The following is a 15480-nucleotide window of genomic DNA, read 5'->3' on the forward strand; positions in this document are numbered from 1 at the left end:
GGCGTGTCAACAATAGAGGCAAAAGCTATGGTGTTATCAGAGCAGGCATTTAAAAAAATTGATCGTGAACTTGCAAAGTTCCCTGCCGATCAGCGTCAATCAGCTGTTATGGCTGCATTGGCTATTGCGCAGGACGAGACTGGCTGGGTTTCCCCTGCAGTGATGCAGACTTTAGCCGACTACATCGGTATGCCTGCTGTTGCTGTTCAGGAGGTTGCTACGTTTTATAACATGTACAACACGAAGCCAGTTGGTAAATTCAAGATTTCAGTTTGTACTAATTTGCCCTGCGCTCTGTCTGGTGGCGAACGAGCTGCGAATCATTTAAAAGCTAAGCTTGGATTGGGCTATAAAGAGTCTAGTGCAGATGGCTTATTTACTTTAGTTGAGGGTGAGTGCATGGGAGCTTGTGGTGATGCGCCAGTCATGCTGGTAAATAATAAACGCATGTGCAGCTTTATGACGAATGAAAAAATTGACTCGCTGGTTTCCGAACTCACAGAGACGGGTAAATAATGACGAGTCTGCATAATCGCCATATCAATCCTTTGATTCTTGCGGGTTTAGACGGCAAAAATTGGCATCTACAAGATTATGTGGCACGTGGTGGCTACCAATCTTTAAAGCGTATTCTTGATGAGAAAATCCCACCAGAGCAAGTAATTGCTGAGCTAAAAGCATCATCGTTGCGTGGTCGCGGCGGTGCGGGTTTCCCTACTGGCTTGAAGTGGAGCTTTATGCCACGTCAATATCCTGGGCAAAAGTATTTGGTTTGTAATACAGATGAGGGTGAGCCGGGTACATTTAAAGATCGGGACATAATTCGTTATAACCCGCACTCTTTAATTGAGGGTATGGCGATTGGTGCTTATGCTATGGGTATCACTGTCGGCTATAACTATATCCATGGGGAAATTTTTGCTGATTATGATCGCTTTGAAGAGGCTCTCGAAGAGGCTCGTGCGGCAGGAATGCTGGGCGATAAAATTCATGGATCTGAGTTCTCTTTCCAGTTACATGCTTTCCATGGTTATGGCGCATATATATGTGGTGAAGAAACGGCCTTGCTAGAGTCTTTGGAGGGCAAAAAGGGGCAACCACGCTTTAAGCCACCATTCCCCGCTAGCTTTGGTTTGTATGGCAAGCCAACTACGATTAACAACACGGAGACTTTTGCCGCGGTCCCGTTTGTTTTCGCAATGGGCGGTGAGAAATATGCAGCTTTAGGTAAGCCAAATAATGGTGGCACTAAGATTTTTTCAATTTCTGGCGACGTGGAAAGGCCCGGTAATTACGAAATTCCATTGGGTACGCCATTCGCTACCTTGTTAGAACTCGCTGGCGGTATGCGTGGGGGTAAGAAAATTAAGGCTGTGATCCCTGGCGGATCATCGGCTCCAGTAATTACAGGTGACGTAATGATGTCTACCGACTTGGATTATGATTCCATTGCTAAGGCGGGTTCAATGTTGGGTTCTGGTGCCGTGATCGTGATGGACGAAACCCGTTGCATGGTTAAATCTTTATTACGTTTGTCCTATTTCTATTTTGAAGAATCCTGTGGTCAATGTACTCCTTGTCGCGAGGGTACAGGCTGGATGTATCGTATGGTTCATCGTATCGAGAACGGGCAGGGCAGGCCAGATGATCTGGATATGCTGAACTCGATCGCTGACAACATTCAAGGCCGAACAATTTGCGCGTTGGGTGATGCTGCAGCGATGCCAGTCCGCGCATTCATTAAGAATTTCCGCGAAGAATTTGAATATCACATCGAGCATAAACATTGCTTGGTTCCTGCTTACATTTAAGCCAGCTCAGATAGAGTACTTCAGAGTAAACCATGGTTGAAATCGAAATAGACGGCAAAAAAGTCGAAGTGCAAGAAGGCAGCATGGTAATGGATGCTGCAAATAAACTTGGCACCTACATTCCTCACTTTTGCTATCACAAAAAATTGTCTATTGCGGCTAATTGCCGCATGTGTCTGGTTGAAGTAGAAAAAGCCCCTAAGCCTTTACCAGCTTGTGCTACGCCGGTGACCGCTGGCATGATTGTGCGTTCCAATAGCGATAAAGCGATTAAGGCACAAAAGGGAGTAATGGAATTTCTCCTGATTAACCATCCACTTGATTGTCCAATTTGTGACCAAGGCGGCGAGTGTCAACTTCAAGATTTAGCTGTAGGTTATGGCGCAGGTAGTTCACGCTACGACGAAGAAAAACGTGTGGTTTTTCATAAAAATGTCGGTCCGCTTATTTCTATGGAAGAAATGAGCCGCTGTATTCACTGTACCCGTTGTGTTCGTTTTGGCCAGGAAATCGCTGGCGTAATGGAACTAGGAATGCTTGGTCGTGGTGAGCATGCAGAGATTACTTCGTTTGTTGGTAAGACGGTGGACTCCGAATTGTCCGGAAACATGATTGATCTGTGCCCGGTAGGAGCGTTAACATCTAAACCGTTTCGCTTCTCTGCCCGAACTTGGGAGCTGTCTCGCCGTAAATCGATTAGCGCACATGATGGTTTAGGCTCCAACTTGATTATTCAGGTAAAGAATAACAAAGTGATGCGGGTTGTTCCGCTGGAAAATGAAGCAGTCAACGAATGCTGGATTTCTGATAAAGATCGCTTTGCCTATGAAGGTTTAAATAGCACGGAGCGCTTGACTAAACCTATGATTAAACAAGGTGGTCAGTGGCAAGAAACCGATTGGCAGACTGCGTTAGAGTATGTCGCACATGGATTACGGAATATCAAGCATGAGCATGGTGCTGTAGCGATTGCAGCAGCAGCTACTGCTAATTCAACTTTAGAAGAATTGACGTTGTTACAGCGTTTAGTTCGCGGCCTTGGTTCAGATAATGTCGACTTCCGCTTACGTCAGTCAGATTTTTCTATTGATGACAAGGTTAAACCATGGTTGGGTATGTCCATTGTTGACTTCTCTCAATTGAAAAATATTTTTGTAATCGGTTCTTTTCTGCGTAAGGATCATCCATTGTTAGCTGCACGTTTGCGCCAAGCGGTAAAAATGGGTGCAAAGTTAAATGTATTACATGCAACGGATGATGAGTTACTAATCAGTTTGGCAAATAATGCTGTTATTGCGCCATCAGCTTGGTTGAGTTTTTTAGCAGAAGTAGCGGTTGTAATTGCGACTAAAAAAGAGATTCCTAAACCTTCCGGTTTTGAGCATGTACAAGCATCTGCAGTAGCAGTAGCAATTGCAGAGAGTCTGTTGAAAAATAACTCTGGAGTGTTTTTGGGTAATGCGGCCGCCCAGCATCCTGAGGCTTGTCAATTACATGTTTTGGCACAATGGATAGCGCAAAATGTTAATGCTGGTTTTGGTTATTTAACGGAGGCAGCAAATACGGTTGGTGGATATTTGGCTGGAGCAATACCAAACATTGCTACCAACGCTCAATCTCTATTTGCGCAACCTAAAAAAGCTTATATTTTATTACATGCTGAGCCTGAGCTTGATTGCGCTAATCCTCAACAGGCAAAGTTCGCTCTAGATCAAGCAGAAATGGTTGTTTCTTTATCGGCTTATAAGCATGGACTTGATTATGCTGACGTCTTATTACCTGTTTCCCCATTTACAGAAACCGCTGGTACATTCGTTAATTGTGAGGGACGTCCTCAAAGTTTTCATGGCGTTGTCAAGCCGCTAAGTGATACCCGTCCAGCTTGGAAAGTCTTGCGCGTGTTAGGTAATTTATTAGACTTGCCAAATTTCGAATTTGAAACTTCAGAATCTGTTCGTGATTCTGTGTTGGGTGAAAATTTAACTGCATTATCTACGCTGTTGAACAACATCAGTGCGCAAGTTCCGGTATTTTCGTCATCAGTATCCGCAGGTTTGGAGCGAGTCTCGGATGTGGCAATTTATAGTACTGATGCGATAGTAAGAAGATCAGAATCTTTGCAAAAAACTGTGGATGCAAAAGCACCAGAAGTATTTTTGAGTTCAGTACAATTTGCTCAGTTAAGTTTAAAAGAAGGCGATTACGTCAAAGTGTCACAAGGCCAAGGTTCGGCTACCTTGCCAGCTATGTTGGGTAAAAATTTGCCTGATAACGTCGTGCGAATTGCTGCCGGTCATATAGCTACTAAGTCTTTAGGGCCGATGTTTGGTGCTATTACAGTGGAGCGTGCGTAATGAGTTTGCTGCTCACCATAGAAGCCTATGGCCAACAATATTTAGGTGCTCTTTGGCCACTGGTTTGGACCTTAGTTAAAATTGTGTGCATTACTTTGCCAGTAATGGGGTGCGTTGCTTACTTGACCCTATGGGAACGTAAGATGATCGGCTGGATGCACATTCGCCTTGGCCCTAACCGAGTTGGCCCCGCTGGTTTATTACAGCCAATTGCAGATGCCCTCAAATTGCTTTTAAAAGAAATTATTGTTCCCGCTAAAGCGAATAAAGTACTGTTCATTTTGGCGCCAATTATGACAATTATGCCGGCACTCGCTGCATGGTCTGTCATTCCATTCGGACCAGAAACTGTGTTGGCGAATGTAAACGCCGGTTTGCTTTTGGTTATGGCGATTACATCAATGGAAGTTTACGGAATTATCATTGCAGGCTGGGCATCTAATTCCAAATATGCTTTCTTGGGCGCTATGCGTGCCTCTGCGCAGATGGTTTCTTATGAAATTGCAATGGGTTTTGTGTTAGTTATCGTACTGATGGTATCTGGCAGTCTGAATTTAACCGACATTGTAAATAGTCAAACACATGGTTTTGCTGCAAGTTACGGATTGAATATCTTTTCATGGAATTGGTTACCTTTGTTGCCAGTATTCGTCGTGTATGTCATCTCGGGTATTGCAGAAACTAATCGACATCCTTTCGACGTGGTTGAAGGGGAGTCTGAAATCGTTGCTGGTCACATGGTTGAATATTCAGGTATGTCTTTTGCGATGTTCTTCTTGGCAGAATACGCCAATATGATTTTAATTTCTGCAATGGCATCCCTTATGTTTCTGGGGGGATGGTCTTCCCCAGTTGAAATCGCACCTTTAACCTGGTTACCAGGCTGGATATGGCTAGGTTTGAAAACGTTTGTTGTTGTATCGATGTTTATATGGGCGCGCGCTTCTTTCCCACGCTACCGCTATGATCAAATCATGCGTTTAGGTTGGAAAGTGTTTATTCCATTGACTTTAGTCTACCTAGTTATCGTGGCTGCATGGATGCAAACATCCTGGAATATTTGGAAGTAAGAGGCTCAAAAAAATGGAAGCAATTAAAGACTTTTTCGGCAGCTTGATGTTGCGTGAATTGATTAAGGGTTTAGCTCTCACGGGACGCTATATGTTTGCCCGCAAGATTACCGTACAGTTTCCTGAAGAAAAAACACCTCAGTCTCCACGCTTTCGCGGTTTACATGCATTGCGTCGGTATCCAAATGGTGAGGAACGTTGTATTGCTTGTAAATTATGTGAGGCGGTTTGTCCTGCAATGGCAATTACGATTGAGTCAGATTTACGTGAAGATGGTACGCGTAGGACAACTCGTTACGATATTGATCTGACTAAATGTATCTTTTGTGGTTTTTGTGAAGAGTCTTGTCCAGTTGATTCGATTGTTGAAACGCATGTACTTGAATATCACGGCGAAAAACGCGGTGATCTGTACTTCACTAAAGAAATGCTATTGGCCGTAGGTGATCGCTACGAAACTGAAATTGCAGCAGCACGTAGTGTTGATGCAGCTTATCGTTAATCAGGGATAACCAGGATTTAGCTCAATATGGAATTTACAACCATTTTATTTTATGTATTTGCGGCGATATTGGTTTTTGCCGCAGTTCAAGTGATTACCGCACGTAGTCCTGTGCATGCAGCATTGTTTTTAGTACTTGCCTTTTTTACTGCTGCTGGTATTTGGTTACTTCTGAAAGCAGAGTTTTTAGCTATTGTTTTAGTATTGGTTTATGTTGGTGCTGTCATGGTACTGTTTTTATTCGTTGTCATGATGCTTGACATTAATATGGATAAGCTGCGCCAGGGATTTTGGAGTCATTTTCCTTTAGCCGCTAGTGTTGGTGTATTGATTGTATTAGAAATGTCAGCGGTGTTATGGCGTGGATTTTTGCGTCCGGATAATCGCATTCCAGCATCTGCTGAGAATATAGGAAATACCAAAGCGCTAGGCATAGCGATCTTTACAGAGTACGCTTTTGCTTTTGAAGTAGCAGCGGCAATATTATTAGTAGCCATTGTCGCAGCCGTAGCATTAACTTTGCGTCGTCGTAAAGACAGTAAATATTTTGATCCATCCAAAGCCGTCAAGGTTAAAAGTAAAGACCGAATCCGTATCGTCAATATGGTTGCTGATTCTGAGCGTGCGAGGAATAGAGCAGGTAATGGTTTTAATGCCGCCATTGCTACAGAGAAAACGGAGGCGAAATGACTTTGACATTGACGCACTACCTGATATTGGGAGCAATTCTGTTTGCAATATCTATTGTAGGTATTTTTCTTAATCGCAAAAATATTATAGTTTTGCTGATGGCAATTGAGCTAATGCTCTTAGCTGTGAACATGAATTTCATCGCTTTCTCACATTATTTGGGTGATGCGGCTGGACAGATTTTTGTATTCTTTATCTTGACTGTGGCTGCGGCTGAATCTGCAATTGGCCTGGCGATTCTGGTAGTAATGTTCCGTAATTTGGATACTATCAACGTAGAAGATTTAGATGCACTTAAGGGGTAAGTAAATTCTATTAATTTGTATGTTCTAAGATAAGTGCAAATTATGAAATTCACTGGCAGTTTAAAAAAGCAATAAGCTCACAAAGGGTCATTATGGCGGGGCAACTTAACCCACATTTACTACTAGCAGTACCTCTAGCGCCTTTGGCGGGTTCTGCTATTGCAGGTTTGTTAGGCACTAAATTTTTTGGTAACTTAGTTGGTCGTAAGGTTTCTCACACGGTTACTATTTTAGGAGTATTGATAGCTTTCATTATCTCTTGTATGACGCTGTCATCGGTGATTGATGGCGCTTCTTACAATGGAACTCTCTATCAATGGATGCAAGTAGCAGGACTTAAACTCGAAGTCGGTTTTCTAGTGGATAGTCTGACCGCTATGATGATATGTGTTGTGACTTTTGTGTCGTTGATGGTGCACATTTATACCATTGGATATATGAAGGACGATGAAGGTTATAACCGATTCTTTTCCTACATATCATTATTCACGTTTTCGATGTTAATGCTCGTAATGAGTAATAACTTCCTACAACTCTTTTTCGGTTGGGAAGCAGTAGGCTTGGTATCTTATCTTTTGATTGGCTTTTGGTATACAAAACCAACTGCTATCTACGCAAATATGAAAGCTTTCTTAGTCAATCGTGTAGGTGACTTTGGCTTCATTTTAGGCATTGGTTTGCTGCTGGCTTACGCTGGTTCTATGAACTACGCAGAAGTTTTCGCTAAAAAAGAAGAGTTGGCTAGATTCTTATTACCGGGCACTAACTGGATGTTGATAACGGTTGCTTGTATTTGTTTGTTCATTGGTGCAATGGGCAAGTCGGCACAATTTCCTTTACATGTATGGCTGCCGGATTCAATGGAAGGCCCGACACCGATTTCTGCGTTGATTCATGCGGCGACGATGGTTACTGCAGGTATCTTCATGGTAGCGCGCATGTCGCCTCTGTTTGAACTGTCAGACACTGCATTGTCTTTCATTCTGGTGATAGGTTCCATTACTGCCCTGTTCATGGGATTCTTAGGCATCATACAAAATGATATTAAACGTGTAGTTGCTTACTCAACCTTGTCGCAATTAGGTTATATGACCGTGGCCTTGGGTGCGTCTGCGTATTCGGTTGCTGTATTCCATTTAATGACACATGCGTTCTTTAAAGCCTTATTATTCCTTGCTGCTGGTTCCGTGATTATCGGTATGCATCATGACCAAGATATTCGGAACATGGGCGGTTTGCGTAAATACATGCCGATTACATGGATTACATCTTTGTTAGGTTCTTTAGCTTTAATTGGTACTCCATTATTTTCAGGTTTTTATTCAAAAGATAGCATTATCGAAGCGGTGCAAGCGAGTCATATCGTTGGTTCTGGTTTCGCACAATTTGCTGTTCTGGCTGGCGTATTTGTTACTGCATTTTATTCCTTCCGTATGTACTTCTTGGTATTCCACGGGAAAGAGAATTTTGGACATGCGCATGGTCATCAGGATGCGCACGATGACCATCATGCCGACGCACACGATGATCACGACGAACATCATCATGGCTTGGCTCCCGGGCAAAAGCCACACGAATCGCCGATGGTAGTTTGGCTGCCACTAGTCTTGCTCGCAATTCCTTCGGTAGTGATAGGTTTCTTTGCGATAGAGCCAATGTTGTTCGGTAATTTTTTCAAGGGCGTTATTTTCGTAGATGAAGCTCACCATGCAATGGAAGAGCTTACCCAGGAATTTCATGGTCCTCTAGCAATGGCTATTCATGCTCTCACATCATTGCCATTTTGGTTGGCCTTAGCAGGTGTTGTTACGTCCTATGTTTTTTATATGCTTAAGCCTGAAATTCCAACGGCGATCAAGAAACATGCGCACGCTATCTATAACTTGCTCGACAATAAATACTATATGGACAGATTCAACGAAATCGTTTTTGCTGGCGGCGCACGTATGCTTGGAAACGGCCTGTGGAACGTTGGTGATAAAGGCCTGATTGATGGTCTGATCGTAAACGGTAGCGCCAAAGTTGTTGGCTGGTTGTCTAGAGGCGTACGCTTGTTCCAAACTGGCTATTTGTACCACTATGCGTTTGTAATGATACTTGGGGTGTTAGGTTTCTTGACCTACTTCATGTTTCCATTTATGTTTCCTCTCGCTAAATAAGCAATTCATATAAAAAGAACTCATGATGCAGTCAACTTCTTACTTATTAAGCCTGGCAATCTGGTGTCCAATCGCTTTTGGATTCTTTGTCCTAGCATTTGGTCGGGATACAAATCCTGGTTTGACCCGTAGTATCTCGCTGGTAGGTTCAGTTGCCAGTTTGTTGGTGACACTTCCTTTGATCCAGCACTTTGATAATACTGCGCATGGAATGCAATTTATTGAAAAAAGCGCTTGGATAGAGCGGTTTAACGTATTTTATGCCCTGGGTATCGACGGTATTTCACTCTGGTTAGTACCCTTAACAGCGTTTGTTACGGTGATTGTTGTGATAGCCGCGTGGGAAGTAGTAGAAAAGCAAGTTGCCCAATATATGGGGGCATTTTTGATTCTCTCAGGCTTGATGATAGGTGTGTTCTGCGCTATTGATGGTTTGTTGTTCTATGTGTTTTTTGAAGCGACTTTGATACCAATGTTTATTATTGTTGGTGTTTGGGGTGGGCCGAATCGTGTATATGCAGCCTTCAAATTTTTTCTGTACACCTTGATGGGTTCTTTGCTAACCCTTGTTGCGATTATCTATCTGTACTTCAAAGCAGGTAATACATTCGATATCATGGCTTGGCATCAATTGCCTTTGCCATTGTCAACTCAAATCATGATTTTTCTGGCTTTCTTGATGGCATTTGCGGTCAAAGTGCCAATGTGGCCGGTACACACCTGGTTGCCAGATGCTCACGTAGAAGCACCCACTGGTGGTTCTGTTGTGTTGGCTGCGATTATGTTGAAGCTTGGCGCTTATGGATTCTTGCGTTTTTCCTTACCTATCGCGCCAGATGCTAGTCATTACTTGTCTGGCTTTATGATTACCTTGTCTCTGATTGCTGTGATCTACATTGGTCTGGTGGCATTAGTGCAAGCAGACATGAAAAAATTGGTAGCTTATTCATCGATCGCTCACATGGGTTTCGTCACTCTTGGTTTCTTCATGTTTAATAACATGTCAGTACAAGGTGGCATTGTTCAAATGATCTCTCACGGATTTATTTCTGCTGCGATGTTCTTGTGTATCGGTGTCTTGTATGACCGAGTGCATTCACGTCAAATTGTTGATTACGGCGGTGTAGTTAATACTATGCCAAAGTTTGCTGCACTATTCGTTTTGTTTTCGATGGCGAACTGCGGCTTGCCAGCAACCTCAGGTTTTGTTGGCGAATTTATGGTGATTTTGGGAGCTGTTCAATTTAATTTCTGGATTGGAATGTTAGCAGCGACAGCATTGATTTTTGGCGCAGCCTATTCGCTTTGGATGGTGAAACGAGTTGTATTTGGAGCGATAGTTCACGAGCACGTTGCCAAATTAGCTGACATCAATAAACGTGAATTTTTTATGCTCGGTATTTTAGCGATTGCTGTGATCTGGATGGGTTTGTATCCAGCACCTTTTACAGATGCAATGCAGGTTTCTGTGGCTGATTTATTGAAGCATGTCGCAACATCAAAAATAGCGCCTTGATTGAGCATTCAATATAAATTAAAAGACTGAAAGCAGGCTGACGTTTTTGCAGCCTGCTTAGATCCAGATCAATGCTAGTACCTAGTACAAACGAAACTATATGAACCTGATACCACTTTATCCTGAAATTTTCTTGCTCTCAGCAATCTGCGTTATTTTGCTGATTGACATGTTTCTTGCAGACGATAAGCGCAATGTGACATATGTGTTGAGCATATTGAGTTTGGTCATATGCGGCGTTTTGACTTTGATCAACCCTAGTGGTGACGGCTCAATTTATTTTAGTAATAAGATGTTCGTATCGGACCCGATGTCGAATCTTCTTAAAATATTTTCATACATTGCAGTTGGTTTGACTTTAATTTACGGACGTCAATATGCTTCTGATCGTGGCATGACAAACGGAAAATTGGGAGGTGAGTTTTATGTACTGGCCTTGTTCTCTCTATTGGGACAAATGGTAATGATCTCTGGGAATAATTTTCTGGTGATTTACCTCGGTCTAGAACTCATGTCTTTGTCTTTGTATGCCCTAGTTGCTTTGCGTCGCGATCATACAATTTCTACTGAAGCCGCGATGAAATACTTCATTCTCGGCGCATTAGCTTCTGGCTTCCTTTTGTATGGTATTTCTATGTTGTATGGGGCTACAGGTTCTTTGGATTTGTCCGAAGTTGCTAAAGCTGCTGCTTCACCAGCGGCAAATAAGTTGATTTTGGTATTTGGTATTGTCTTTCTGGTTGCTGGTTTGGCCTTCAAATTGGGTGCGGTTCCTTTCCATATGTGGGTGCCCGATGTATATCAAGGCTCCCCAACGGTTGTAACTTTATTACTGGGTGGTGCACCTAAGTTGGCTGCGTTTGCAATATGTTTCCGTTTGTTGGTTGAAGGCCTGTTCCCAATGGCGGTGGATTGGCAGCAAATGTTGATCGTATTGGCAGTGATGTCGATGGCTGTCGGTAATATCACTGCGATTGCACAGACTAATCTGAAACGTATGCTTGCTTACTCGACTATTTCACAAATGGGTTTTATGTTGCTTGGTCTGTTGTCAGGTGTAGTCGATGGCAATACGAGTTTTGCGGCTGAAGCCTACAGTGCTTCGATGTTTTATAGCATTACCTATGTATTAACTACTTTAGGTACATTCGGCGTCATCATGTTGTTGTCGCGCTCAGGTTTTGAGGCGGAAAATCTCGATGATTTAAAGGGTTTGAATAAACGTAGTCCTTGGTTTGCATTAGTGATGTTACTGTTGATGTTCTCTTTGGCAGGTATTCCTCCAATGATGGGTTTCTACGCTAAGTTGTCCGTACTTAAAGCTGTTCTGGCTACAGGGCACGTATGGTTGGCTGTGGCAGCTGTCTTGTTCTCCCTGATTGGTGCCTTCTACTACATACGCATTGTCAAATTGATGTACTTTGATCAGCCTGCAGATAATAGTCCTATCATCGCAAGCACCGATATGCGTATTGTCTTAAGTATTAATGGTATCGCGGTATTAGCCATGGGTTTGATGCCTGGGGCATTGATGGCAGCATGCAGTAATGCGATCATCAAGACACTGGCCTCCTGATGTACTTGGTAGGAATCTAAAGTGGATGTATCCGCCTCAAGTTGGCTAGTGATTATTTTATCCATAATCGCCGCCAATTTGCCTTTTTTTAATGAGCGTTTGTTTTCTTTTATCTCTGTGAAAACCTGGCTTGTTAAACCTCTCTGGTGTCGTTTGCTAGAACTGATTGTTCTCTACTTTGTGATCGGTAGCTTAGCTAGTTTATTAGAAGCTCAAGCGGGTAATCGATTTACACAAACGTGGGAGTTCTACTCAATCACGGCATGTTTATTCTTGGTTCTCGCTTTCCCTGGATTTGTTTATCGGTATTTGAGAAAACAACATGGATAAATTGACTTTGGATGCAGCGACAAATCCACATTTGGCAGAAACTAAAGTCAGCGGTGAGTTGGCCTACTCCGGTAGTTTTCTTAAAGTAGAAAAAGATACGGTGAGCTTACCCGACGGTAAGCATGTGACACGCGAGTACATCAAACATCCCGGCGCAGTCGTTATCTTGCCTGTATTTGACGACGGTACTGTACTAATGGAACGCCAGTTTCGTTATCCGTTGAATCAAGTCTTTATTGAATTCCCTGCTGGTAAGATCGATCCAAATGAGGATGCTTTAGTGTGCGCCCAGCGTGAATTACGCGAAGAGACAGGCTATACAGCGACCGAATGGCGCTACCTATGCACCATTCATAACGCAATTGCCTATTCGGACGAACACCTGGATATTTTTCTTGCACGTGGCCTGATTGCAGGCGAATCGCAGTTGGATGAAGAGGAGTTTTTAGAAACTTTCCATGCCACTTTGCCCGAGTTACTCGATTGGGTAAAAACAGGAAAAATTACGGATGTAAAAACAGTGATCGGTAGTTTCTGGCTACAAAAAGTACTCTCTGAAAATTGGTGAGTATCTAAAAATCATAAAAGAAATTGATCAGATAGATTAAACGCATAACTGAAGACCAAGTCAGCCACTTTGAAAAAAGTGGCTTTTTTGTTGGCGGAGTAAAAAGCCGATAAGTCATTTTTATGTAATGTTTATATCTTCAGCGGACCTTTTTAGAGAATCTTTACTGCGCCGGTGCTATCTTGGAATCACCACAACAACCCGTGCAAATCTCCATGAATCGCATTACTTCTATTAGCAGTTCTCCGCGTTTTTCTCTGGTCTCTGCATTGACCTCGATGAGCACAACAGTATCTGACGTCAATAACAATAGTAACTCTTCTCTGGCAAGACAAAAATACGCGTCGCCGACAGTCACTTTGCTTCCCAAAGTTTCTTATCGCATTCAACGTCAAGCTGTTACGCCAGATTTTATGATGCGCATTACGGTAGAAAGCGATTGTGCCACTGAGTTAAGACATTTGATTTTGAATCGTTGCGGCAAGATGGTGACTTATATCCGCATGCAGCCTGTCGATCATGCGAGTCGTATGATCGTTTGGTTGTGCCTGGCTAAGCCAGCGGTTGAAACTATTATCCATGCCGTGATGACTGCCTTGCCTAGTGCAGAGTTCGGCAAAATCACCCCAATTTCTCCAGCGCCTGCCCGCTAAATTTTACGTTCGCTCAAGTTTGCTTAAGTTTCATCAGCGCGAAGAGCGTTACAAATTTTGAGAAGTCAAACCATTTGTCCTTATATAAGAAGCTGATCATGACTACTTTTGATGGTATTTGGGTGCCTTTGGTCACGCCATTCCGACAACAAAAAATTGATTTGAGAGCCGCTCAACAACTTGCTCTGCAAATGACTGATGCAGGCGTCAAAGGTCTGGTTGTTTGTGGCACTACCGGTGAGGCCGCGACCCTTGATGATACAGAACAAGCGCGATTGCTCGCTGCGATTCAAGAAGCGGTTCCTGCCAATTGTCCTGTCGCATTAGGTTTAAGTGGCAGCGGTACGCATGCGATGGTAGAGCGCTTGAAACGTTTTGGTACTGCGCCAGCCGCTTACCTGATTTCTGCACCTGCTTATGTTCGTCCATCGCAAGAAGGTATTCGCTTGCATTTTGAAGCCTTGGCCGCAGCGGGTGGGCGTCCCATTATTTTATATAACATTCCCTCCAGAACTGGCGTAAATATTGATGTAGAAACGGTCGCCGCGCTTGCCGTTAATCCTAAGTTTGTCGCAATTAAAGATTGCGGCGGTCAATTAGATCAAACCAGCGCACTACTTAGCCAGAGCGGACTCAATGTTTTATGCGGTGACGACGCATTGATGTTTGATGTATTTGCCATGGGCGCGCAGGGCGCTATTTCTGCATCCGCACACATACGCCCAGATTTATTTGTCCATTTATTGCACTTAATACGGCACTCAAAAACGCGAGAAGCCTTAGCCTTATTTAGTCAATTATTACCATTAATTAAAGTCCTATTTTCGGAACCAAATCCAGCGCCGGTCAAAGCTGCTTTATCCATGTTGTGGGGCATGGAAGACAGCGTGCGCTTACCGATGACACCCATGTCTAATAAGGGAAAACTCCAGTTAGCAAAAGTCTTGGAGCAAGTAATGGCGATACCTAGTCCCAGCGTATTAAATTTTAACTCACCGAAAATATCACAGAGTGAATTGCAATTACAGTTAATCACCGAGACGACATTTTGTCCTAAATGTTCTGCTGAGCTGGCTTCAGAACAAAGTGCAGAACTGGTTCATTGAACACCATAGGACTTACGCAAAACCGCCCCAGCTGCCTTACAGCTACGTTACAGCTCCTAGCCGTACTAAAGTAATGTCGTCGTCGCTGCGCCTTGCTGGAACAATTTTGCGTAAGTCCTAACCGATTAAAACAGAGTCAGTACAAGAAAATAAACTATGATAATTACGATTGCAAACCAGACTGGCGGCACCGAAAAATCAATGCTGGCAGATAGTCTTGCGGCCTTACGTACCCAGACCGGGCGCAGAGTTTTGTTGCTTGATAACGACCCCAAACAATCTTCTATAGGTTGGTGCGCTGAACGCAATGCCAGTGGTATCAGTCCTGCCGTAATGGCGCGTGCTATCAGTGGCAAAGGCATGCAGCCAGAGTTGGAAAATTTAGGTTGTCGCTTTCAAGACATCGTAATTGATACTGAGGCTCGTGATTCTCTTGGCAGCAGATCGGCACTGATCGCTGCAGGTTTGGTGATCATTGCCTTGGACTCCGATCAATTTAATGTAGGTATGCTTGATGCTGTAGATTCAAATTGCTTTAGCGAAGACAAACTCACCGCAAGAATTGCCACCGCACGTGAACTCAATCCCAGTCTTCGTATTCTCGTTGTCATCACTTACCGTTCCACCTATCCCACATTCGCCTGCTTAGACGCTGTCAGGCAATTTGTCGCCGGCATTCCCTGTGCAGAATTCTTTGCCCGGCCGATACACGCTGATGCAGTGTTGCATCAAGCCTACCAAGAAGGACTAGCAATCAGCGAATGTGCGGATCAGCAAACAGCACAAGAAATACAAGATTTATACAGCGAAGTTTTTGGTGATTAAGTAATCTTTTAGCGC

At 43.4% G+C, this 15480-nt stretch carries 15 protein-coding genes; all 15 read left to right on the forward strand.

Features of this window, described 5'->3' with window-relative positions; genetic code table 11:
* Positions 1-27: 27 nt before the first annotated feature.
* Positions 28-516, forward strand: a complete 489-nt coding sequence (gene nuoE, locus QN395_RS00435) for an NADH-quinone oxidoreductase subunit NuoE (RefSeq protein WP_322121601.1) — start codon at positions 28-30, stop codon at positions 514-516.
* Positions 516-1811, forward strand: a complete 1296-nt coding sequence (nuoF, locus tag QN395_RS00440) for an NADH-quinone oxidoreductase subunit NuoF (protein WP_322119444.1) — start codon at positions 516-518, stop codon at positions 1809-1811. Before nuoE ends, nuoF begins: the two co-directional genes overlap by 1 nt.
* A gap of 32 nt (positions 1812-1843) precedes the next feature.
* Positions 1844-4165 carry an NADH-quinone oxidoreductase subunit NuoG gene (nuoG, locus tag QN395_RS00445; RefSeq protein WP_322119443.1) on the forward strand — a complete coding sequence of 774 codons (2322 nt, stop codon included), beginning with the start codon at positions 1844-1846 and terminating at the stop codon, positions 4163-4165.
* Positions 4165-5235 (forward strand): NADH-quinone oxidoreductase subunit NuoH, encoded by a 1071-nt coding sequence (nuoH, locus tag QN395_RS00450; RefSeq protein WP_322119442.1) that lies wholly within the window; start codon positions 4165-4167, stop codon positions 5233-5235. Before nuoG ends, nuoH begins: the two co-directional genes overlap by 1 nt.
* 13 nt (positions 5236-5248) lie before the next feature.
* Entirely contained in the window at positions 5249-5737 is a 489-nt protein-coding gene (gene nuoI, locus QN395_RS00455) for an NADH-quinone oxidoreductase subunit NuoI (RefSeq protein ID WP_322119441.1), read from the forward strand.
* 27 nt (positions 5738-5764) lie between these two features.
* Positions 5765-6427, forward strand: coding sequence for an NADH-quinone oxidoreductase subunit J (locus tag QN395_RS00460; RefSeq protein WP_322119440.1), 663 nt, complete (start codon positions 5765-5767; stop codon positions 6425-6427).
* Entirely contained in the window at positions 6424-6732 is a 309-nt protein-coding gene (gene nuoK, locus QN395_RS00465) for an NADH-quinone oxidoreductase subunit NuoK (protein ID WP_322119439.1), read from the forward strand. Before QN395_RS00460 ends, nuoK begins: the two co-directional genes overlap by 4 nt.
* Positions 6733-6824: 92 nt before the next feature.
* The gene (gene nuoL, locus QN395_RS00470; RefSeq protein ID WP_323491880.1) at positions 6825-8891 is read left to right on the forward strand and encodes an NADH-quinone oxidoreductase subunit L; all 2067 of its coding nucleotides are present in this window, start codon (positions 6825-6827) and stop codon (positions 8889-8891) included.
* A 22-nt stretch (positions 8892-8913) separates the two neighbouring features.
* Positions 8914-10407 carry an NADH-quinone oxidoreductase subunit M gene (locus QN395_RS00475; RefSeq protein WP_322119437.1) on the forward strand — a complete coding sequence of 498 codons (1494 nt, stop codon included), beginning with the start codon at positions 8914-8916 and terminating at the stop codon, positions 10405-10407.
* Positions 10408-10507: 100 nt separating this feature from the next.
* On the forward strand, positions 10508-11983 hold the full coding sequence (nuoN, locus tag QN395_RS00480) for an NADH-quinone oxidoreductase subunit NuoN (protein WP_322119436.1): 1476 nt from the start codon (positions 10508-10510) through the stop codon (positions 11981-11983).
* A gap of 21 nt (positions 11984-12004) precedes the next feature.
* The gene (locus QN395_RS00485; RefSeq protein ID WP_322119435.1) at positions 12005-12313 is read left to right on the forward strand and encodes a DUF2818 family protein; all 309 of its coding nucleotides are present in this window, start codon (positions 12005-12007) and stop codon (positions 12311-12313) included.
* The gene (locus tag QN395_RS00490) at positions 12306-12881 is read left to right on the forward strand and encodes an NUDIX hydrolase (RefSeq protein ID WP_322119434.1); all 576 of its coding nucleotides are present in this window, start codon (positions 12306-12308) and stop codon (positions 12879-12881) included. The genes QN395_RS00485 and QN395_RS00490 overlap by 8 nt, the downstream gene beginning before the upstream one ends.
* A 215-nt stretch (positions 12882-13096) precedes the next feature.
* On the forward strand, positions 13097-13534 hold the full coding sequence (locus tag QN395_RS00495) for a hypothetical protein (protein WP_322119433.1): 438 nt from the start codon (positions 13097-13099) through the stop codon (positions 13532-13534).
* Positions 13535-13632: 98 nt separating this feature from the next.
* The gene (gene dapA / locus QN395_RS00500; RefSeq protein WP_323491881.1) at positions 13633-14640 is read left to right on the forward strand and encodes a 4-hydroxy-tetrahydrodipicolinate synthase; all 1008 of its coding nucleotides are present in this window, start codon (positions 13633-13635) and stop codon (positions 14638-14640) included.
* Positions 14641-14796: 156 nt separating this feature from the next.
* Positions 14797-15465 carry a hypothetical protein gene (locus QN395_RS00505; protein ID WP_322119431.1) on the forward strand — a complete coding sequence of 223 codons (669 nt, stop codon included), beginning with the start codon at positions 14797-14799 and terminating at the stop codon, positions 15463-15465.
* Positions 15466-15480 lie beyond the last annotated feature (15 nt).

Origin of the sequence: Undibacterium sp. RTI2.2 (genome assembly GCF_035018705.1) — a bacterium.
Taxonomy (GTDB): domain Bacteria; phylum Pseudomonadota; class Gammaproteobacteria; order Burkholderiales; family Burkholderiaceae_D; genus Undibacterium.

Coding starts and splice junctions, on each gene's coding strand:
- nuoG (WP_322119443.1), top strand. CDS start 1,844: ATGGTTGAAATCGAAATAGACGGCAAAAAAGTCGAAGTGCAAGAAGGC.
- nuoI (WP_322119441.1), top strand. CDS start 5,249: ATGGAAGCAATTAAAGACTTTTTCGGCAGCTTGATGTTGCGTGAATTG.
- nuoE (WP_322121601.1), top strand. CDS start 28: ATGGTGTTATCAGAGCAGGCATTTAAAAAAATTGATCGTGAACTTGCA.
- nuoN (WP_322119436.1), top strand. CDS start 10,508: ATGAACCTGATACCACTTTATCCTGAAATTTTCTTGCTCTCAGCAATC.
- dapA (WP_323491881.1), top strand. CDS start 13,633: ATGACTACTTTTGATGGTATTTGGGTGCCTTTGGTCACGCCATTCCGA.
- QN395_RS00495 (WP_322119433.1), top strand. CDS start 13,097: ATGAATCGCATTACTTCTATTAGCAGTTCTCCGCGTTTTTCTCTGGTC.
- QN395_RS00490 (WP_322119434.1), top strand. CDS start 12,306: ATGGATAAATTGACTTTGGATGCAGCGACAAATCCACATTTGGCAGAA.
- QN395_RS00475 (WP_322119437.1), top strand. CDS start 8,914: ATGATGCAGTCAACTTCTTACTTATTAAGCCTGGCAATCTGGTGTCCA.
- nuoH (WP_322119442.1), top strand. CDS start 4,165: ATGAGTTTGCTGCTCACCATAGAAGCCTATGGCCAACAATATTTAGGT.
- QN395_RS00505 (WP_322119431.1), top strand. CDS start 14,797: ATGATAATTACGATTGCAAACCAGACTGGCGGCACCGAAAAATCAATG.
- QN395_RS00460 (WP_322119440.1), top strand. CDS start 5,765: ATGGAATTTACAACCATTTTATTTTATGTATTTGCGGCGATATTGGTT.
- nuoL (WP_323491880.1), top strand. CDS start 6,825: ATGGCGGGGCAACTTAACCCACATTTACTACTAGCAGTACCTCTAGCG.
- nuoK (WP_322119439.1), top strand. CDS start 6,424: ATGACTTTGACATTGACGCACTACCTGATATTGGGAGCAATTCTGTTT.
- nuoF (WP_322119444.1), top strand. CDS start 516: ATGACGAGTCTGCATAATCGCCATATCAATCCTTTGATTCTTGCGGGT.